Consider the following 16,608-nt stretch of genomic DNA (forward strand, 5'->3'; position numbering starts at 1 on the left):
GCGACGGAGGACGACCATGACCATCACAGCTCTCGACCCGAATCCCGCCCTCGTTGTGATCGACCTGCAGGCCGGAACCGCGGGAAACCCGCAGAATCCCACCGCGCATCCGATCGACGGTGTCGTGGCGGCGGCGGCGAACCTGGCCACGGCGTTCCGCGAACGCGGACTGCCCGTTGTGCTCGCCAACGTCGACGGCATGCCGGGCGGGCGCACGCAGTACGGGGAGGGGGCTCGCGCGTTCCCGGCCGAGTTCAGTGCGCTGCTGCCCTCGTTGGCGCAGCAACCTTCAGACCTGATCGTGACGCGTTCGACCTGGAGCGCCTTCGCGGGCACCGACCTCGACGCGACCCTGAGGCGGCTCTGTGTCACACAGGTCGTGCTCGCCGGCATGGCGACGAGCTTCGGCGTGGAGTCGACCGCGCGTCAGGCGTACGACCTCGGCTACAGCGTGGTGTTCGCGCTCGACGCGATCACCGACCGGGTCATCGAATCCCACGACGGCAGTGTGCAGCGGGCGTTCCTGGCCCTCGGCCAGGCAGCGACCGCGGCCGACGTCGTGGCGCTGCTGCCGGCCTAGTACTCCGCGCCCACCTCGACCAGGAGTACTCCGCCCATCACGAGGGCGATGCCCGCCGCCATCACCCAGGTGAACGGTTCCTTGAAGATGAGCCGTCCGGCCACCGCGGTGAGCGCGACCCCGGCCGCCGACCAGATTCCGTAGGCCACGCCGAGCGGCATGTCGTTCTGCAGCGCGAACGACAGGCACGTGAATGCGATGCCGTAGCCGAGCGCGACGGGGATGTACCAGAGCTTGCTGCCCGTGATCGCGGCCTTCAGTGAGAGGGTGGCGGTGACCTCGGTGAGGATGGCGCCGATGAGGAAGATCCAGGCCATCAGCTCGCCTCCGTCGCGCTCGCGCGCGTCTTCTCGGCGCGCTGCCGTCCGAGCTCGATGCAGAGCACGCCGCCGATGATCAACAGCAGCCCGGCCCCCATGACCGGAGTCAGCGGCTCACCGAACAGCAGCGCCGAGAACAGGGCCGTCAGGGCAACCCCGAGGGCTCCCCAGATTCCGTAGGCGACGCCGAGCGGCAGCCCCGCGCGCAGCACCAGCGACAGGAAGACGAACGCCCCCGCGAAGCCCGCCGCCATCAACGCATACCAGCCGGGATGCTCGAGCGCGGCTTTCAGTGACAGCGACCCGGTCACCTCGCTCACGATGGCGCCGCCCAGAAACAGCCACTTCTTCACGCTCGGTCACCCGTCATGTCGCCAGTGTGTCAGAGGGCCGCGCTGCAACTCAGGAAAACTCGCCTCGCGACGATCGAAATACGCAAGGAGGACTCGAATTTCCTGAGTTGCAGCGCGACCCGAACTACGCGTCGGCGGGCGTCGCCTCGACCTTCTTCTCCGCCGCCCTGGCGACCGCAGGGGTGGATGCGGCGGGCTTGCGGGTTGGCGCCTTGCGCGTGCCGGCCGACGCGGCCGTGCCCTTCGAGGGCCGCGAGGCGGCCTGCTCGGCCACCGCGGCGGTCTGCGCCGAGACGGCGCGGGGCGCCAGGCGCTGCAGCTGCGTGACATGCGCCGGGGTCAGCTCCTCGATGGAGGCGACCTCGAGCAGCTTCATCGTGCGCACGATCTGCTCCGACAGGATCGAGATCGTGCGGTCGACGCCCGCGCGCCCTCCGGCCATGAGCCCGTAGAGGTAGGCGCGGCCGATCAGGGTGAACTTCGCGCCGAGGGCGAGCGAGGCCACGATGTCGGCGCCGTCCATGATGCCCGTGTCGACCATCACCTCGACGTCGCCGCCGACCTCGCGGGCCACGTCGGGCAGCAGGTGGAAGGGGATCGGGGCACGGTCGAGCTGGCGCCCTCCGTGGTTCGAGAGCAGGATTCCGTCGACGCCGAGGTCGGCGAGGCGCTTCGAGTCCTCGAGGTTCTGCACTCCCTTGATCACGATCTTGCCGGGCCACATGCTGCGGATGAACGCGAGGTCGTCGAAGTCGATCGACGGGTCCATTGCCGAGTCGAGCAGCTCGCCCACGGTGCCGCCGGTCGACGACAGCGACGCGAACTCGAGCGGGGGAGTCGTGAGGAAGTCGTACCACCACCAGGGCCGGGGGATCGCGTTGATGATGGTGCCCGCCGTGAGCTGCGGAGGAATCGAGAAGCCGTTGCGCTTGTCTCGCAGGCGCGCGCCGGCGATGGGGGTGTCGACGGTGAACATGAGCGTGTCGAAGCCGGCCGCGGCCGCCCGTTCGACGAGTCCGTACGAGATCTCGCGCTGGCGCATCACATAGAGCTGGAACCAGTTGCGCCCGGTCGGGTTCGCCGCCTTGACGGCCTCGATCGACGATGTTCCGAGGGTCGACAGTGTGAACGGGATGCCGGCCGCGGCGGCGGCCCCGGCCCCGGCGATCTCGCCCTCGGTCTGCATCAGACGGGTGAAGCCGGTGGGGGCGATGCCGAACGGCATGGTCGAGGTGCCGCCGAGGATCTGAGTGGTCGTGTCGAGCTTCGACACGTCGCGCAGGATCGACGGGTGGAACTCGATGTCCTGGAACGCCTGCCGCGCACGCGTGAGCGACAGCTCGCCCTCCGCCGATCCGTCGGTGTAGTCGAACGCCGCCTTCGGGGTGCGCCGCTTGGCGATGGTGCGCAGGTCGTCGATGGTCAGCGCGCCCTGCAGCCGACGCTTCTTGCCGTCGAGCTCGGGCTTCTTGAACTGCATCAAGGGAAGCAGCTCCTTGGGGTTCGGAAAACGGCGTTCAACCATGGGGCAGTCCTCTATCTGGTCAGGGGGTCGGCGGGTGCGGAGATGAAATTGGTCTCGGTGTAGTAGCCGGTGATGTGCGCACGAACGCGGCCGCGGGCGAGCTCGGCGTCGCCTGTCTCGATGGCGTCGACGATGCTGCGGTGCTCGTGGCGCAGGCGGCCGGATGTCTCGGCCCACGACGGCAGGTTCGGCACGCCGGCGAGAACGTAGCTCTCGATCGAGTTGCGGAGGCCCGCCATCATCGAGGCGATCACGGCGTTGCCGGAGAGCTCCGCGAGCGCCAGGTGGAAGGCCGCGTCGAGCGCGAGGAACTCGGCCTCGGAGACCCGGCCATCGGCATCCATCGCATCGAGCAGCTCGACGGCGGGGCCGAGATCGAGCCCGTCGACACGGGCCCCGGATGCCTCGGCCAGCTCGGTCACGACGGCCGCCTCGAGCACCAGTCGGGTCTTCACCACGTCGCGCACGTCGAATCCCTGGGCGGCGACCTGCAGGCGCATCAGTGACGACATGCCGCCGGATGGGCGGGCCACGATGATGGCGCCGGACTGCGGGCCCGATCCGGTCTGCGTGCGGATGAGCCCGAGCACCTCGAGCACGCGCAGTGCCTCGCGAACAGACGAGCGGCCGACGCCGAGTTCGCTCGCGAGCGTCCGCTCGGCGGGCAGGTGGTCGCCGGGAACCAGACGCCCGGCGAGAAGGTCGGCCTCGATGTGCTGCAGCACGACCTGCCAGGCGCGGCGCGGGTCGATCGGCGCAGCGGATGCGGGGGAGACGGCACGCGCGTCGACTGCGGTCACGTCGCGTCCTCCTCGATCGCCGGCTATCACGGGGCGCCTGTGGTCAGGCCGTGTGGTCAGACCACAGCATATGCGCGGTGTCGCCGGTTGTCCATCCATGCCGCACTCTCAGGTGCCGGGTCTAGCGTTTAAGCCAGCCCTCTTCTCCCAGGCTTCCGGGACGTGTTCCCTGAGCCTGTCGAAGGGGAACGGCACCCGAACAAAGGACATCCGATGAGCGCGAACCCCTACGACCGACTTCCGAAGCTCCCCTCATTCGACCTCGAATCGGCCGATGTGAAGCAGGGCGAGCGGTTGTCGAACGATCAGGTGGGGTCGGGGGCCGGCGGCAGCGACATCTCGCCCCAGCTGAGCTGGTCCGGTGCGCCCGAGGCGACCAAGAGCTACGTCGTGACGGTCTACGACCCCGACGCACCCACGGCATCCGGATTCTGGCACTGGGCCGTGTTCAACATTCCGGCCGAGGTGACGAGTCTCGCCGCGGGCGCCGGAACCCCGGGCAGCGAGCTGCTGCCGGCAGGCGCGATCACCCTGCGCAACGACGGAGGCGTCGCCGGATTCGTCGGAGCCACCCCTCCTCCCGGCCACGGCGACCACGAGTACTACGTCGTGGTGCACGCGGTCGACGTCGAGACCCTCGACATTCCCGAAGACGCGTCTCCCGCGATGCTCGGCTTCAATCTCTTCTTCCACGGCATCGGTCGCGCGGTGATCAGCGCTCCGTACAGCGTCTCCGACTGAGCCGCGCGGGCGGTCAGCCGATGAGCGACCGCACGTAATCGAAGGATTCCCTGGTCAGTGCCGACCAGTTCTCGAGCGTCTTCGCGGGGTCGGCCGTGTGCAGATCGTCGCCCGAGGGCACCTCGATCCACTCGCGCATCGTTCGCCGGCCCATCGACAGCGGCGCAGCTCGCCCCTGCTCGATCAACTCGAGTGCGCGCTCGCGCGGCACCTTCACGATGAGCCGGTCGTCGCTGCCGATGAACGCGACGATCTTCGTGCCCGTTCGGATGCCGGGGTTGTGGAGCATGGTCCCGAGCTCGACGGGGCCGGCCGACCTCAGGCTTGCCGCGATCTCGTGCAGCAGTTCGATCGCGGCGTCGGATGGCGTGCTCATGCGGACCACCGTACTCATTCTCGGCCGCTCCGCTAATCAGTCTTGCTATCTACCGGTACTCATGTTTACTATGTAGTGGTAGTCAACAACACTGAGTAGTAGGGAGTCCGGATGGGCAAGCAGGCGACCGAGATGCTCAAGGGTGCACTCGAAGGAATCGTGCTCGGCATCCTCAGCGACCGGGCGGCGTATGGCTACGAGATCACGGCCTGGCTGCGCGATCAGGGCTTCGCCGACATCGCCGAGGGCACCATCTATGCCCTGCTCCTGCGCATCGAGCAGCGCGGCTACGTCGACGTGGTGAAGGAGCCATCGGAGAAGGGGCCGCCGCGCAAGGTCTACACGCTGAACTCCGCCGGCGCCCGCACTCTCGACGAGTTCTGGGCCAACTGGAGCTTCCTGGCCGAGTGCATCGAGCAGCTTCGCGCCCGCGTCGATGCTCCGCCGACAGGCACCACTCGAACACGAACATCACGAATCGAAGGAGAGCACTCATGACCGCTGCATGGATCGAACAGGTCACCGGATCGTTCGAAGACAAGAAGCGCTGGCGCGAATACAAGGCGCGCAAGAAGCAGATGCCTGGCAGCTACCGAACCGCGATCGAGGGGCTCGAGCGCTATCTCACCTATGCCGGCGCGGTCAGCAAGGGAGACGTGCTGGTGCAGATGTTCGACGACCTCGCCGACCTCGTGGAACGCGCTGCTGCGGACTCGACGCCGATTCGCGAGATCGTCGGCGACGATCCCGTGGAATTCGCCGAGGAGTTCATCAGGAACTACAGCGACGGGCAGTGGATCAGCAAGGAACGCGCCCGGCTTGTCGAATCGATCGATCGTGCCGTCGCCGACCAGGCCTGACGCGGGGCCCGCCATTCGGGTGCGCGGGCTCGTCAAGTCGTTCGGCGACCTCGCCGTGCTGCGCGGCGTCGACCTCGATGTCGATCGGGGCAGTGTCTTCGCGCTTCTGGGCTCGAACGGCGCGGGCAAGACCACGCTCGTGCGCATCCTCTCGACGCTGCTGTCATCGGATGCGGGCCCGTCGATCGTGAACGGGTTCGACGTGGCCGTCGAGCCGGCGCGAGTACGCGAATCGATCAGTCTCACGGGGCAGTTCGCCGCCGTCGACGAGGTGTTGTCGGGGAGGGAGAACCTCGTGCTCATCGCGCGGCTCCGCCACCTCCCGAAGGCGGGCGCGATCGCCGACGAGCTGCTCGCTCGCTTCTCCCTCACCGACGCGGCAGATCGTCGCGCTGCGACGTACTCGGGCGGAATGCGGCGACGGCTCGACATCGCGATGAGCCGCATCGGATCGCCCGCGGTGATCTTTCTCGACGAACCGACCACGGGCCTCGACCCGCAGGCCCGCGCCGAGGTCTGGCAGACGATCAGGTCACTCGCCGATTCGGGGACGACCGTGATGCTGACGACTCAGTACCTCGAGGAGGCGGAGCAGCTCGCCGACCGGATCGCCATCCTGCACGAGGGAACGATCATTCGCAGTGGCACCCTCGACGAACACACCAGTCTTCTTCCGGCAGCCCGGGTGGAGTACGTGGAGAAACGTCCGTCGCTCGAGGAGGTCTTCCTCGCACTCGTCGGCTCCGGCGCTCCGGATGGTTCACGTCGAAAGGATCCGTCATGACAACTCACGTGATCGGCGACACCGCCGTTCTGACTGCGCGATCGCTGCGGCACATCCTGCGCAGTCCCGACACGATCGTGACCACGGCCGTCACCCCGATCGCCCTGATGCTGCTCTTCGTCTTCGTGCTGGGCGGCGCCATCGACACGGGCGGCGACGTGCCGTACGTCGAGTACCTGCTCCCGGGCATCCTGCTGATCACCATCGCGTCGGGAATCGCGTATACGGCCTATCGCCTGTTCCTCGACATGCAGAGCGGCATCGTCGACCGCCTGAGGTCGATGCCGATCGCGAGGTCGAGCGTTCTGTGGGCGCACGTGCTCACGTCGATGGCGGCCAATCTGATCTCGGTCGTCGTCGTCACGGGTGTGGCGTTGCTGCTCGGCTTCCGGTCGGGTGCATCGGTGCTCGCGTGGCTTGCCGTCGCCGGCCTGGTGGTGCTGTTCACCCTCGCCCTGACCTGGATCGCCGTGATCGCAGGACTCTCGGCGAAGTCGATCGATGGGGCGAGCGCCTTCAGCTACCCGCTGATCTTCCTTCCCTTCATCAGTTCGGCCTTCGTTCCTACCGATTCGATGCCGGGGCCGGTCGCCTGGTTCGCAGAGAACCAGCCTGTGACGTCGATCGTCGACACGATCCGAGCACTGCTCGCAGGGCAGCCCGTGGGCGGCGAGATCTGGATCGCGCTGGCATGGCTCGGCGGCATCCTTGTCGCTGCATACGTGGCGGCGCTCGCGACCTACCGCCGCCGCCTGAGCTGAGCGCGTGACCATCGGGGAGTGACGAACCCGGTACGGACTCGACTATGAGGAATATTCGCGAATTCGCGTAATGACGGGTCGGCTCGGCTGTCTCTTCCTGTAGGAGCAGGCGAGTCGCCCCCAAGACTCGTCGCCCCGTTTCACGGTGTTCTCAATGCGCTGAGCGGATGTATTCAGATCTATCGGACTCCGAATTAACAACTTTTCCTCACATATGGGCCGAACTTGCCCTACGGTGAGAACCGCACGGAGAAAGAGTGGGGACTCTCTCAGGTTCACAATCCAAGGAGACCCCATGCCCTCACGGCTTGCAGTGATTCGACGCGTCCGCGCGCTGCTCAGTTTTGTCGCGATCACCGCGCTGACGGCGAGTGCGGTTGCCATCGCGGCACCGGCCTACGCGGCCGGTGAATCGCTGAACGTCGTCGTCGCGCAGACAGACGGCACCCCGACCTTCGATGCCCTTGATGCGAACGCCACGAACGGCATCGTGCGCACAAACGACACCGTGAGCTACATCGTCAGCGTCCAGACCCTCGGGGGAGCCCAGACCGCTCCGACGATCACCTTCGACCTGCCCCAGGGGCAGGAACTCGTGAGCCTGCCGAACTATTGCCTGACCGGGTCGAGCGTCACGCCGACGACCATCGGCAGCCTGACGCCTCCCATAACAGCCACCAGCTGGACCACCTATCCGGTGCAGACCGTCGTCTGTGTGCTCGCAGACAGAGGCGTCGACCCGACAACCAACGACTACGGTTTTGTGGCCAAGGTTGCCGCCGAGATTCCCAACGGAACCGTGCTGGATGAATTCACGGCGTCCGCCACGTCGACGGCAGTCAGCGATCAGCAGCCCATCGCATCGCCTGAGTCGAATGCTCTTCAGGTCACCGTTGCAGCAGCGCCGCGCTTCGATCTGTCTAAGAACGGCACGAGCGACGTCGACGACAACAGCGCCTACATTCGCCAGAACACCACGACGTGCACAACCCAACGCATGATCGATGCGGGTTTTGTGGGCTGCCAGGTTCTTCAGTTCCCCGTTCTGATCTCGGTTCCCGAGGGGGGAAAGGGCAACAACCCGTTGAGCTCTGACATCACCTTCGTCGATGACATCAGCCCCGCCGCCCTCTGGGGCGCGGCCGCTGTCGCCAATCCCGAATTCGACCCGGCCTTCGCGCCGGCCGTCGTGAGCTGTGGCCCCGTCGACAATTCCGTCGCAGGGGCATCGTTCTTCTACCCCTACGGCTCCATCGCGGCCGGCGGATCCTCCACCAATTCGGTGCGCGACTCCGGCACCTTCGATTGTGACCAGGATGCCGCGGGTGGACCTGTCACGGTCAGTATCTCTGGCGCGGACACCTCGGCCAAGACCTACCCCGCGACCAACGGTTCCAACAACGTGGCCATGCCTGCAGGCAAGGCCTATGTCGTCTCCGGCTACATCCTTGTCGAGTTCCCGACGGCTGCCCTGAGTGCCATCGGCGTTGAAGCGGAGCCGGGTCAGAACACCGGCTCCTTCTCTCTGCCCTACGAAAACGTGTATACGGAGCTCGCCTCTACTGACCTGACCGGCACTGCCCTTCCTGACGAAGCAAATACCGAGAACAACGTGGTGCGGGGGTCCAGCACCATCGATCTGAGCAACGGCTTCAGCAAGACCTTCCTTGGAGAGCCGGGAAACGCAGCGAACTCCGGAGGCAGTGGATACGCGGCCGGAACTATCGCGGGCCCTCCTGGTTCGCAGGATGGCGGTGACGGGCGGGGTATTGTCCAGCCAGGCGGCAAGGTTCTCAGTGGTCTGTCGCTGCAGATGGACAACCCTCCCGGAATCGGGGCATCCACGCAGGTGGTGTGTGACGCCTGGGACAACACCAAGATTGCCATCACGGAGGCACAGTGGCGCGGCGCACAGGCCGGAACGACCTCCGCTGCGGCTGCGTCGCCCACCATCGGCTACCTGCAGCAGCTGCCCTCCAATGGCGCAGCCGTCTGGCTCACCAACTACAGCTCACCCGCCGCTCCTGCGGTGACGTATGAGTTCAGCAACGGCACCCCCGGAACGGCGAGCGTGAACTCCTGCCGTGACGAAACGACCGGGTGGTACTCCTCGCCGGCTGCTGTTCCCGGAAACGATGCGACCTTGGCTGCGCAGGGCGTTTACACGGGTGTGTCCCGTGTTCGCGCCGTCGTACAGGTTCCCTCCGACGTGTCAGCCGACTTCAGCTTCTCGGGCCTGATCTCCATCGGTTTCACCGTCCTTCCCGCAGCAGCAACCGGAGACGTGATCGGAAACTGGGGAAGCTCTTACATCAGCTACAGCGACGGCAACACGCCGCCGACACTGGCAGAGGTACAGGCAGACCCCCGGGCGATCGACTACGACTCGACGTACGTGCCATCGAACGACACCGGCACCCGAGGCGACCGTGTCACTGTCCAGGCGGTGACCGCCCGAATCATCAAGTCTGTCTGGAACCCCGCCACGAGCACCTATGTCTCCGATGGTGTGCCTGTCTACAGCACCGGCGTAAACGTGAATTACAAGCTTCAGCCAACCCTGACCTCCGGAACGACGACCGGTCAGACGGCCGCGGTAACAATCGAAGATTGCCTCCCGGCCGAGCAGAGCTTCCAGAGCTCCAGCCTCGAGGGTGGCACGGCGATTGCGCCGAACATCATCACCGCCGCCGGCGCACCAGACGGCTCCGAATTGGACTGTGCTGCAGGCAATACGTACCTCCGCTGGGATCTCGGTGAGCAGCCGATCAACACGCCGCTCCCCGCAATTCTGTACACGGTCGAGGTCATTGCGACAGCGCCCAACGGCACCGAGACAAACACCGCCCTCGTGACCGCCGTGGGCGATGCATCCTCCGTTGCGGCCCGTCGCGATACAGCTCAGATCCAGATCCAGACACCCACGGGTATCAAGCTGGCGAAGACGACCCTGACGCCGGTCATCGACGTCAACCCGGTCGGCATCACGAACCCACGGACCCTCGACTGGACGATCTCGTTCGCAGCGATCGACACCTCCGGCGTCTCGAACGTCGACATCATCGACGTGCTGCCCGCGAACGGTCTGAACGGAACCTCGTTCACTGGCACGCTCGCGTTCGACACGGCCACCGCCACTGCATCCACGGGAACGGCGACGCTGCTCTACACGAAGGCGGCCCCCGCATCCATCAGCGGCAACCCCGATGCGGCGTCGAACGCCGCTGGCGGTACGACTGTCTGGTGTGACGCACCGGCAGGCGGAGCCGTTGTGTCCGGCGCCGGAAGCGCGGCCGACTGCCCCGCAGCGGCCAGCGCCGTGACCGGCCTGCGCATCCTGCGTGCCGGAGCGTTCAGCGCCGGCTCGACCGTCACGGTTGAGGTCTCGATGACCCCGTCGGGCAACACCGCGGGCGACGTGTACAACAACAGCACCCAGGCAGATGCCCAGGGCGTTCTCCAGGGTGTCGGACCGGTGGCTCGCGCCATCACCGTCGCATCCTCGTCGATCGGCGACTACGTCTGGAACGATGTCAACGGAAATGGCCTGCAGGATGCGGGTGAGCCCGCCATCCCGGGATTCCCCGTGTCACTGACCGGCACAGACATCGATGGCAACACCATCACCGCCGCAACGACGACCGACGCGGCAGGCAATTACCTGTTCGCCGGCCTCCCGCAGGGCACATACACGGTGACCTTCGACCCGGCCGGTCTGGGTGACACCTACTCGTTCGCCCAGTACAAGCAGGGCACGGACGGCGCGCTCGATTCGGATGCCGACCAGACGACGGGCGAGGCGCCCGCTGTCACGCTCGCCCAGAGCGAGCAGCGTCTCGATGTGGATGCGGGCCTGACGAGAAACCAGACCGCGTCGATCATCTTGACGAAGGTCGTGGTCGACCCCGACACGAGCGACACAGCCGGTGACGCCACGTCGTTCCCGGTGACCATCACGTGCACCGTGCCGGAGAACCCGACGCCGATCGTGATCGAGACCACGGTCGCGGCCGATGGAACTCCGACCGAGGTGACGGGCCTTCCCGTCGGTGCGACCTGTGTCATCGTCGAGACCGACACCGACGGCGCAGTCGTCACCTACTCGGTCGAGAACGGCACGATCACGACCATCGGCGAACCCGTCGACGTGACGATCACGAACACCTTCCCCGGAACATCCGTGGCCAAGCAGGTCGTGGGTGCACCGGTGAAGAATGCCGACGGCAGCTACGCGATCACGTACGACGTGACGGTGTCGAACACGGGCAAGGTGGACACCGTCTACACGGTCGAGGATGAACTGCACTACGGCGCCGGTATCGTCGTCGACAATGCGGAGATCACCGACTCACCCGACGGTGTCGACGTGAACGACGGCTGGAACGGTGTCACCGACCTGGTGATCGCCGAAGACATCGACATCCCCGTCGATGGAGTGCACGTCTACCGGGTCGTCGTCACCGCGACGGTTCCGACCACCGTTACCACGGGAGCCCGCAACTGCGAGGTCGGCACGGGCGAGACGGGCACAGGGTTCCTGAACTCCGCGACCGTCGTGACCGATCGCGGTGAGACCACCGCCTCGGACTGCGCCCCGGCGCCGGAGGAGCCCGTCGTTCCGGTTGCGAAGCCGGGAACCGGAAGCCTGCCCAACACGGGAGCGAACGTGACCGTCGGGCTCGCGGCGCTGCTCGGGCTGATGCTCGCCGGCGGAGTCGCGCTCGTCATCTCGAGGCGTCGACGGGTCGAATGACGACTGACCCATCGCGCGCTCTTCACCCCCGACCGCGTGGGGTAGAAGACTGAGCCCGGCGGGCGCATCCAGAATCTTCAGCCACAGAGACGACGGATGCGCCACGCCGGGCTCAGTCGGTTCGGGGGAGCCGGCGGCTCGCGTCGGCAAGGTGCGCCGGGGCGAACGCCGGCGCAACCAGGGCGCGCAGGCTCTTGAGCGATCCGGTCACCAGCTCCTGGGCGCGGGCCTGGATGAGCACGTTGCCGATGGTGGTCGCCTCCACAGGGCCGGCGACAGACCGTGCGACCCGTGCGGATACTGCGCAAGATCATTTTTGCCGGGCATCAGAGCGCATCATCGAGAATTCGCTCCAGAAGATCGGACGCAGCACGGAGGTAACCCTGCGCATGATTTTCCCTAGCGTGCACGTCGAACCGTGAGTTTCCCTCTTTCACTTCAGCCTCTATGTACTGTGACATGGCGATCAATCGCATAACGGCCGTGGTCAGTACTTCCGAAGCGGATATCTCGCTCCCGTAGCTCTCGAGGAACATCGCAAGCCGCGCAGATACATCCGGTGGTTCGGTCCAGCCCCAATTCGGAAGGTCTGCGATCGGGTGAAGGGGAACAAAATGGTACGCGGCATAGGCCAAGTCCCAGACCCTACTCATGGGCCGAGCCTGAAAGCTGCGAGAGGCGTCGTGCACGGAGCGAATCGCTGTGGCAAGACTGACGAGTGCTTGATCTGAGCGCACCTCGGCCGAAAGCGGCGGATACCCACTATCTCCAGGAAGGTACTCGAGTATCTCCGTTCCGTCGTAACGCAATTCGATGGGCATGGGTGTGACTGTCACACCAGCGTCGCGGAGGTGCCGCAGGAACCTGTGTACGCTCGTGGCGCCCGCCGCATGCGTCCGATGAACCTGGTTGTCGACCAGCTGTGCGTCAGCGAAACGCCCCCGCTGAAACCCTTCTATTGCCATGCGTCGTCTTTTCGACGGCTTGATTCAAGCCAGATTTGCGCGACGCCGATCAGGAACCTCGCTGGATTGCGCGGCATTCTCATGTGTCCATCGTGGCACTGGTCGAATAGATGTGCATCAATCAGCACGTTGTCGTCGCAGGGCACGAAGAACGCTAGCGCGACCGCGGCTCGTACTTCACCGGCGCGAACGCCTGGGCCACCAGCGATCGCAGCGATTCGAGCGAGCCGTCCACCAGCCCCTGGGCGCGGGCCTGGATGAGCACGTTGCCGATGGCGGTCGCCTCGACGGGGCCGGCCAGAACGGTGCGGCCCGTGCGGTCGGCCGTGAGCTGGCACAGCAGGGTGTTGAGCGATCCGCCGCCCACGATGTGGATGGTGCTGATCGTGCGCCCCGAGAGTTCGGCGAGCTGCTCGATCTTCGTCGCGTACGCGTGCGCGAGGCTCTCGATGATCGACCGCACGAATTCGCTCATCGTGCGCGGCGCATCCAGATCGTTCTCGACGCACCAGTCGACGATGCGGCTCGGCAGGTCGCCCGGCGCGAGGAAGCGCGGGTCGTCGGCGTCGAAGACGGCGACCGGCGTCGTGACCTGGGAGGCCTCGGCGATGAGCGTCGGCAGGTCGATCGTGGTGCCGCCCGCCTTCTCCCAGGTGCGCACCGATTCGCTCAGCAGCCACAGGCCCATCACGTTGTTCAGGTAGCGCACGCGCCCGTCGACGCCGCCCTCGTTCGTGAAGTTGGCCAGTCGACCGGCCTCGCTCACGACGGCGCTCGGCAGCTCGACGCCGACGAGCGACCACGTGCCGCTCGAGATGTAGGCGAAGTCGTCGCCGGTCGCGGGCACGGCGACGACAGCGGATGCCGTGTCGTGCGACCCGACGGCCGTCACCTTCAGGGACTGTGCCGCCCGGCGAGAGAGCCCGATGTCGGATGCGACGGTCGGCAGGAGGGCGCCGATGGGCGTGCCCGCTTCGACCAGTTCGGGGAACAGCCCACGGGGCAGTCCGAGGCGCGAGATGAGCTCGTCGTCCCACTCGCGGGTGTGCACGTTGAGCAGTCCTGTGGTCGAGGCGTTCGTCTTCTCGGCGCGGGCGATGCCCGTGAGCCAGAAGTTGATCAGGTCGGGGATGAGCAGCGCGGTGTCCGCTGAATCGAGCGAGCCCGCGATGCGGTCTGCGGCGAACTGGTAGAGCGTGTTGAACGGCAGGAACTGCAGTCCGTTGCTCGAGTACAGCTCGGCCGCCGAGACGATCGCGTTCGTGGCCTCGACTCCCGCCGAGGTGCGCTCATCGCGGTAGTGGTACGGGTTGCCGAGCATCCGGTTGCCGCGCAGAAGCGCGTAGTCGACGGCCCACGAATCGACGGCGATGCTCTGCAGCGCGGGCTCCTCGCGCACGGCCGCGCCGAGACCCGAGACGACGTTGCGGTAGAGCTCGAGGATGTTCCAGTGCAGCCCGTCGATCGTCGAGACCGGGTTGTTCGGAAACCGCGCGACCGGGCGCAGGCTGAGCTCGTTGTGCGAGACGTGGCCCAGCATGACTCGGCCGCTGGTGGCCCCGAGGTCGACGGCGGCGACGGCGGCGGTCATCAGCGTGGCCCTTCGACACGCTCAGGGAGCGACGAGGTCTTCATGACCAGCATCATCGCAGGAAGGCCGCCGCGACGCCCGCGTCGACGGGGATGTGAAGGCCCGTGGTGTGCGTGAGGTCTTCGCCCGTGAGCACCGCGACCGCGTTGGCCACGTTCTCCGGGAGCACCTCGCGGCCCAGGATGGTGCGCTTCGCGTAGTACGCGCCCAGCTCCTCTTCGGGCACGCCGTAGACGGCGGCGCGCTTGGCGCCCCACCCGCCCGAGAAGATGCCGGAACCGCGCACGACGCCGTCGGGGTTGATGCCGTTGACCTTCACTCCGTGCTCGCCGAGCTCGACGGCCAGCAGACGCACCTGGTGCGCCTGGTCGGCCTTCGTCGCGGAGTACGCGATGTTGTTCGGTCCGGCGAAGACCGAGTTCTTCGACGAGATGTAGATGATGTCGCCGCCCATCTTCTGCTGGATGAGCACCTTGGCGGCGGCCTTCGACACGAGGAACGACCCCTTGGCCATGACGTTGTGCTGCAGGTCCCAGTCGCCCTCGGTGGTGTCGAGCAGCGGCTTCGACAGAGAGAGTCCGGCGTTGTTCACCACGAGGTCGAGTCCGCCGAACGCGAGCACCGCGGCGTCGATCGCGGCCTGGATCTCGTCTGCGCTCGTCACGTTGGCCTGCACGCCGATGGCGACGTCGGTCGATCCGAGCTGCGCGGCGGCATCCTGAGCCTTCTCGAGGTCGAGGTCTGCGATCACGACGCACGCGCCGTCTTTCGCGAGGCGGGTCGCGATGGCCTTGCCGATTCCGGATGCCGCACCCGTGACGAGCGCGACGCGTGTGGCGTGCGACTTCGGCTTGGGAAGGCGCTGCAGTTTGGCCTCTTCGAGGGCCCAGTACTCGATCGCGAACTTCTCGCTCTCTTCGATGGGGGCGTATGTCGACAGCGACTCGGCGCCGCGCATGACGTTGATGGCGTTGATGTAGAACTCGCCGGCCACGCGGGCGGTCTGCTTGTTCGCGCCGTAGCTGAACATGCCCACACCGGGAACGAGAACGATCGCCGGGTCGGCGCCGCGGATCGCGGGGGAGTCGGCCGTGGCGTGCCGGTCGTAATAGGCCTGGTAGTCGGCCCGATACTCGGCGTGAAGCTCGACGAGGCGTGCGGTCGACTCCTCGATGGATGCGTCGGCCGGCAGGTCGAGGATCAGCGGCTTGACCTTGGTGCGCAGAAAGTGGTCGGGGCAGCTCGTGCCGAGCTCTGCGAGGCGCGGTGCCTCGCTGGAGGCGAGGAAGTCGAGCACGACGTCGGCGTCGGTGAAGCTGCCGACCTTCGGGGCGTCGGCGGAGGCGAGGCCGCGGATCGTGGCGCCGAGGGCGGCGGCCTTCGATCGGCGCTCCGCCTTCTCGAGCGGGGCGAAGCCGTCGCGGGCGGGGCCGAAGGGCTCGGCCTTTCCGTGCTCGGCGATGTAGGCGGCGGCGGTGTCGATGATCCAGAGGCTGTTCGCCTCGGTCTCATCGCTGGTGTCGCCCCACGCGGTGATGCCATGGCCGCCCAGGATGCAGCCGATCGCATCCGGGTTCTGGCGCTTGATCTCGGCGATGTCGAGACCGAGCTGGAAGCCGGGGCGACGCCACGGAACCCAGACGACCTTGTCGCCGAAGATCTTCGTTGTGAGCTCCTCGCCGTCTGCCGCGGTCGCGATGGCGATTCCGGAGTCGGGGTGCAGGTGGTCGACGTGAGCGGCGTCGACGAGACCGTGCATGGCCGTGTCGATCGAGGGGGCCGCGCCGCCCTTGCCGAACAGGGTGTAGTCGAAGGCGGCGACCATCTCGTCTTCGCGGTCGACTCCCGGGTAGACGTTCACGAGCGAGCGCAGGCGGTCGACGCGCAGAACGGCGAGGCCCGACTCGGTGAGCGTGCCGAGGTCTCCGCCCGATCCCTTGACCCACATCAGCTCGACCTGCTCGCCGGTGACCGGGTCGGTGGCGGTGCCCTTCGCGGAGGTGTTTCCGCCCGCGTAGTTCGTGTTCTTCGGGTCCTGTCCGAGTCGATTGGAGCGGGCGATCAGCTCGGCTGCGGCGACGGGGGTCTCGGGGGAAGTCATGGGCGCTCCAATGCACGGGGTTTGTTGCGTTTTGTTAGATGTTACAAAATCTAACGCGGGAACACAATGCTCGAGATGCCCTTCGACAGGCTCAGGGA

16 protein-coding genes are annotated in these 16,608 nt (G+C 66.5%); 7 read left to right on the forward strand and 9 right to left on the reverse strand.

Features of this window, described 5'->3' with window-relative positions:
* Window positions 1–16 precede the first annotated feature (16 nt).
* Complete coding sequence (locus tag QCD70_RS06785) at window positions 17–580, forward strand: cysteine hydrolase family protein (protein ID WP_301214459.1); 564 nt, start codon at window positions 17–19, stop codon at window positions 578–580.
* Here the strand turns inward: QCD70_RS06785 and QCD70_RS06790 are convergent.
* The 4 genes from QCD70_RS06790 to QCD70_RS06805 form a co-directional block, all read right to left on the reverse strand.
* Entirely contained in the window at window positions 577–897 is a 321-nt protein-coding gene (locus QCD70_RS06790) for a DMT family transporter (protein WP_301214461.1), read from the reverse strand. The two genes, QCD70_RS06785 and QCD70_RS06790, sit on opposite strands and share 4 nt — an antisense overlap.
* Entirely contained in the window at window positions 897–1,253 is a 357-nt protein-coding gene (locus tag QCD70_RS06795; protein ID WP_301214463.1) for a DMT family transporter, read from the reverse strand. Before QCD70_RS06795 ends, QCD70_RS06790 begins: the two co-directional genes overlap by 1 nt.
* A 124-nt stretch (window positions 1,254–1,377) precedes the next feature.
* Window positions 1,378–2,778: an alpha-hydroxy acid oxidase gene (locus QCD70_RS06800; protein WP_301214465.1), complete on the reverse strand. Its 1,401-nt coding sequence runs from the start codon at window positions 2,776–2,778 to the stop codon at window positions 1,378–1,380.
* 11 nt (window positions 2,779–2,789) lie between these two features.
* Window positions 2,790–3,578: a FadR/GntR family transcriptional regulator gene (locus QCD70_RS06805; RefSeq protein ID WP_301214467.1), complete on the reverse strand. Its 789-nt coding sequence runs from the start codon at window positions 3,576–3,578 to the stop codon at window positions 2,790–2,792.
* Between the two features lie 213 nt (window positions 3,579–3,791).
* Here QCD70_RS06805 and QCD70_RS06810 point away from each other — a divergent pair, with 213 nt between their 5' ends.
* The gene (locus QCD70_RS06810; protein WP_301214469.1) at window positions 3,792–4,319 is read left to right on the forward strand and encodes a YbhB/YbcL family Raf kinase inhibitor-like protein; all 528 of its coding nucleotides are present in this window, start codon (window positions 3,792–3,794) and stop codon (window positions 4,317–4,319) included.
* 13 nt (window positions 4,320–4,332) lie between these two features.
* On the opposite strand, the gene QCD70_RS06815 is transcribed toward QCD70_RS06810, so the two are convergent.
* Complete coding sequence (locus QCD70_RS06815; RefSeq protein ID WP_301214471.1) at window positions 4,333–4,695, reverse strand: hypothetical protein; 363 nt, start codon at window positions 4,693–4,695, stop codon at window positions 4,333–4,335.
* Window positions 4,696–4,806: 111 nt separating this feature from the next.
* On the opposite strand from QCD70_RS06815, the gene QCD70_RS06820 reads away from it, so the two are divergent.
* From QCD70_RS06820 to QCD70_RS06840, 5 genes are all read left to right on the forward strand, one after another.
* Window positions 4,807–5,193, forward strand: coding sequence for a PadR family transcriptional regulator (locus tag QCD70_RS06820; protein ID WP_301214473.1), 387 nt, complete (start codon window positions 4,807–4,809; stop codon window positions 5,191–5,193).
* The gene (locus QCD70_RS06825) at window positions 5,190–5,555 is read left to right on the forward strand and encodes a DUF1048 domain-containing protein (RefSeq protein ID WP_301214475.1); all 366 of its coding nucleotides are present in this window, start codon (window positions 5,190–5,192) and stop codon (window positions 5,553–5,555) included. Before QCD70_RS06820 ends, QCD70_RS06825 begins: the two co-directional genes overlap by 4 nt.
* A complete protein-coding gene (locus QCD70_RS06830) occupies window positions 5,515–6,339 on the forward strand; it encodes an ABC transporter ATP-binding protein (RefSeq protein WP_301214477.1) in 825 nt (274 codons plus the stop codon). The genes QCD70_RS06825 and QCD70_RS06830 overlap by 41 nt, the downstream gene beginning before the upstream one ends.
* Window positions 6,336–7,100, forward strand: a complete 765-nt coding sequence (locus tag QCD70_RS06835) for an ABC transporter permease (protein WP_301214479.1) — start codon at window positions 6,336–6,338, stop codon at window positions 7,098–7,100. The genes QCD70_RS06830 and QCD70_RS06835 overlap by 4 nt, the downstream gene beginning before the upstream one ends.
* 295 nt (window positions 7,101–7,395) lie before the next feature.
* Window positions 7,396–11,853, forward strand: a complete 4,458-nt coding sequence (locus tag QCD70_RS06840) for an SdrD B-like domain-containing protein (protein WP_301214481.1) — start codon at window positions 7,396–7,398, stop codon at window positions 11,851–11,853.
* A gap of 112 nt (window positions 11,854–11,965) precedes the next feature.
* On the opposite strand, the gene QCD70_RS06845 is transcribed toward QCD70_RS06840, so the two are convergent.
* The 4 genes from QCD70_RS06845 to QCD70_RS06860 all read right to left on the reverse strand — a co-directional run bounded on the left by QCD70_RS06845 (window position 11,966) and on the right by QCD70_RS06860 (window position 16,510).
* On the reverse strand, window positions 11,966–12,118 hold the full coding sequence (locus QCD70_RS06845; RefSeq protein WP_301214483.1) for a hypothetical protein: 153 nt from the start codon (window positions 12,116–12,118) through the stop codon (window positions 11,966–11,968).
* Window positions 12,119–12,179: 61 nt separating this feature from the next.
* A complete protein-coding gene (locus QCD70_RS06850; protein WP_367316702.1) occupies window positions 12,180–12,818 on the reverse strand; it encodes a phosphotransferase in 639 nt (212 codons plus the stop codon).
* 154 nt (window positions 12,819–12,972) lie between these two features.
* Window positions 12,973–14,409, reverse strand: coding sequence for a rhamnulokinase (locus QCD70_RS06855; protein ID WP_301214487.1), 1,437 nt, complete (start codon window positions 14,407–14,409; stop codon window positions 12,973–12,975).
* A 52-nt stretch (window positions 14,410–14,461) separates the two neighbouring features.
* Entirely contained in the window at window positions 14,462–16,510 is a 2,049-nt protein-coding gene (locus QCD70_RS06860) for a bifunctional aldolase/short-chain dehydrogenase (protein WP_301214489.1), read from the reverse strand.
* Window positions 16,511–16,608: the final 98 nt, after the last annotated feature.

Origin of the sequence: Agreia sp. PsM10 (assembly GCF_030433855.1) — a bacterium.
In the GTDB taxonomy this organism is placed as follows: Bacteria; Actinomycetota; Actinomycetes; order Actinomycetales; family Microbacteriaceae; genus Agreia.